At 66.2% G+C, this 3,233-nt stretch carries 3 protein-coding genes; 1 reads left to right on the forward strand and 2 read right to left on the reverse strand.

Features of this window, described 5'->3' with window-relative positions; translation table 11 throughout:
- Positions 1–77 precede the first annotated feature (77 nt).
- Complete coding sequence (gene fbaA, locus AB0M65_RS40580) at positions 78–1,109, reverse strand: class II fructose-bisphosphate aldolase (protein ID WP_364040913.1); 1,032 nt, start codon at positions 1,107–1,109, stop codon at positions 78–80.
- An 83-nt stretch (positions 1,110–1,192) separates the two neighbouring features.
- Complete coding sequence (locus AB0M65_RS40585) at positions 1,193–2,014, reverse strand: LLM class F420-dependent oxidoreductase (protein WP_364040916.1); 822 nt, start codon at positions 2,012–2,014, stop codon at positions 1,193–1,195.
- Between the two features lie 215 nt (positions 2,015–2,229).
- On the opposite strand from AB0M65_RS40585, the gene AB0M65_RS40590 reads away from it, so the two are divergent.
- Complete coding sequence (locus AB0M65_RS40590) at positions 2,230–3,141, forward strand: aldo/keto reductase (RefSeq protein ID WP_364040919.1); 912 nt, start codon at positions 2,230–2,232, stop codon at positions 3,139–3,141.
- Positions 3,142–3,233 lie beyond the last annotated feature (92 nt).

A 3,233-nucleotide genomic window follows, 5' to 3' on the forward strand; every position in this document is an offset into this window, starting at 1 on the left:
GTCCCCATAGGACGAAATTTGTCCTATGGGGACCCCTCATGACACTTCGGGTGAGCGGAGCGGGGAGCGGGAACGGGTCAGGAGAGCTTGTTGCCCGCCGAGCCCAGCGACTGCGCGGCCTCCACGATGCGCGCCGCCATACCCGTCTCGGCGGCCTTGAGGTAGCTGCGCGGGTCGTAGACCTTCTTGTTGCCGACCTCGCCGTCGATCTTCAGGACACCGTCGTAGTTCTTGAAGAAGTGCTCGGCGATCGGACGGGTGAAGGCGTACTGCGTGTCCGTGTCGACGTTCATCTTCACGACGCCGTACGACACCGCCTCGCGGATCTCCTCCGGCAGCGAGCCGGAACCGCCGTGGAAGACCAGCTCGAACGGCTTCGAGCCGGCGGAAAGGCCGAGCTTCTTCGACGCCGCCTCCTGGCCGCCCTTGAGCACGTCCGGGCGCAGTTTCACGTTGCCCGGCTTGTAGACGCCGTGCACGTTGCCGAAGGTCGCGGCCAGCAGGTAGCGGCCGTTCTCGCCGGAGCCGAGCACGTCGATGGTCTTCAGGAAGTCGCCCTCGGCGGTGTACAACTTCTCGTTGATTTCCGCCTCGACGCCGTCTTCCTCGCCGCCGACGACACCGATTTCGACCTCGAGGATGATGTTCGCGGCTGCGGCCTTGGCGAGCAGTTCCTGCGCGATCTCGAGGTTCTCGTCGAGGTCGATCGCGGAACCGTCCCACATGTGGCTCTGGAACAGCGGATTCTGGCCGTTCTTGACCCGCTCGGCCGAGATCTCGATCAGCGGGCGGACGAAGCCATCGAGCTTGTCCTTCGGGCAGTGGTCGGTGTGCAGCGCGACGTTGACGTCGTACTTGGCGGCGACGACCTGGGCGAACTCGGCCAGCGCGACCGAACCGGTCACCATGTCCTTGACCTTCTGGCCGGACGCGAACTCCGCGCCGCCGGTGGAGAACTGGATGATCCCGTCGCTCTCCGCCTCGGCGAACCCGCGGATCGCGGCGTTCAGGGTCTCCGACGAGGTCACGTTGATGGCCGGGTAGGCGAATTCGTTCGCCTTCGCCCGGTCGAGCATCTCCGCGTAGACCTCGGGGGTGGCGATGGGCATCGTTTACTCCTCCTCGAAGCAGGCTGGTGCACCTCTCGGCCGCATCGTACGAGGTCGGCCGGGAGGTGCCTACAGCCGTCGCGTCAGAGAAGGACCGCGGCGAGCGCGCGGTAGACCGGCAGCGGGTCCTGGTTCAGTACCTGGATGCCCACGTGGTCCGCACCTGCTTCGATATGCGCGGTGATACCGCGGGCGATGGTCTCGGCGTCGCCGTGCAAGGCGAGTGCGTCGATCAGCTTGTCGCTGCCTTCACCCGCCAGGTCCTCGTCGGTGAAACCGAGTTTCCGCAGGGAGTTCGTGTAGTTGACGAGGCCGAGGTAGTACTGGACGCCCGGTCGCGCGATGGCGCGGGCCTTCTCCAGATCGGTCTCGAGGACGACCTTGTGCTCGGGCGCGAGCAGCGGTCCGTCGCCGAGGATCTCGCGCGCCTGGCGGGTGTGCTCGGGCGTCATCAGGTACGGGTGGGCTCCCGCTGTGCGGTCCCCTGCGAGCTTGATCACCTTCGGGCCGAGGGCGGCCAGCGCGCGGGCTTCGACCGGCACCCCAGCGGCGTCGAGCGCGTCGAGGTACTCGACCAGTGCGCCGTACGGCTTCTTGAACTTCGTATCGGCCTCCGGGTGCCCGGCGCCAACGCCGAGCAGGAAGCGGCCCGGGTGCTTCGCCTCGATGCGCTTGTACGACGCTCCGACCGTAGTCGCGTCGTCCTTCCAGATGTTGACGATGCCGGTGGCCACCTTGATCGTCTTCGTGGCGTCGAGCAGTTCCTCCGCCTTCGCGAGGTCACCGGAGGGCGAGCCGCCGATCCAGATCGTGCCGTAGCCGAGTTTCTCCACTTCACGCGTGAGCTCCGGAGTGAACACGCTTTCGTGCTGCCAGATGCCGATCCTGCCGAGTTCGATTCCCATGATCCGAGCTAACACCAGCCCTCGCCCATGTCTTCCCTTAGTGGTCGGTTTCGGAAGTCCTTCGGCGTCTCGGTGGCCCAGCTTCCCGCTGGACGTACGGCCGAAAGGCCCGAGTACAACCCGGTACGAGGGTCTTCCGGCCGCACGCCCAGCGGAAACCTGGATCCGCCGATACCCACGAAGCACTTCCGAAACCAACCACTTAGGTTCGAAGCATGGCGAAACTCGGCAACACCGACCTCGACGTCCGGGGGATCAACCTCGGCGGCAACGTCTTCGGCTGGACCGCGGACGAGCAGCAGTCCTTCTCCGTCCTCGACGCCTACACGGCGGCGGGCGGCAACTTCATCGACAGCGCCGACCTGTACTCCAAGGGCGGCTCCGAGACGATCATCGGCAACTGGCTGACCAAACGCGGCAGCCGCGACGACGTCGTCATCGCGACCAAGACCGGTATGTGGGACCAGCGGAAGGGCCTTTCCGCGGCCAACATCGCGGCGGCGGCCGAAGATTCGCTTCGGCGGCTCCAGACCGACCACATCGACCTCTATTACGCGCACATCGACGATCCGGAGACTCCGATCGAGGAGACGCTGCGGGCCTTCGACGCGCTCGTGCGCGCCGGGAAGGTCCGGTACATCGCGGCGTCGAACTACTCCGCGGAACGACTGTCCGAAGCACTGTCCATTTCGGACCGGGAAGGCCTGGCGAAGTACGTCGCGTTGCAGCCGCACTACAACCTCGTCGAGCGGGACTACGAAACCGAGCTGGCACCGACGGTCGAGCGCGAAGGGCTGACCATCCTGCCGTATTTCGCACTGGCCAAGGGTTTTCTCGCCGGAAAGTACCGCTCTAAGGACGAGCTCGGCGACAGCCCGCGTGCCGCGCGCGCTTCGTCCTATTTGGACGAACGTGGCGAGCGTGTCCTCGCCGCACTGGACGCGATCGCGGCCGACCGCGGCGTCACGGTCGCGGCGGTGTCACTGGCGTGGCTGTTCGCTCAGCCGACCGTCACCGCACCCATCGCGAGCGCCCGCTCGGTCGAGCAGCTGAACGACCTCCTGCCCGCGGCCGGCCTGGCCCTCACCTCCGACGAGGTCGAGGCCCTCACCGCTGCCTCGCGCTGACCACTCCCCGCGTTTCGTCCTCTAGTTGCGGTGGTTCGCACTACGTACAGGATGTCCATCTGGTGCGCGATGTCCTGGTAGGTCGTCGGCTC

Origin of the sequence: Amycolatopsis sp. NPDC051071, assembly GCF_040682875.1 — a bacterium.
GTDB lineage: Bacteria > Actinomycetota > Actinomycetes > Mycobacteriales > Pseudonocardiaceae > Amycolatopsis.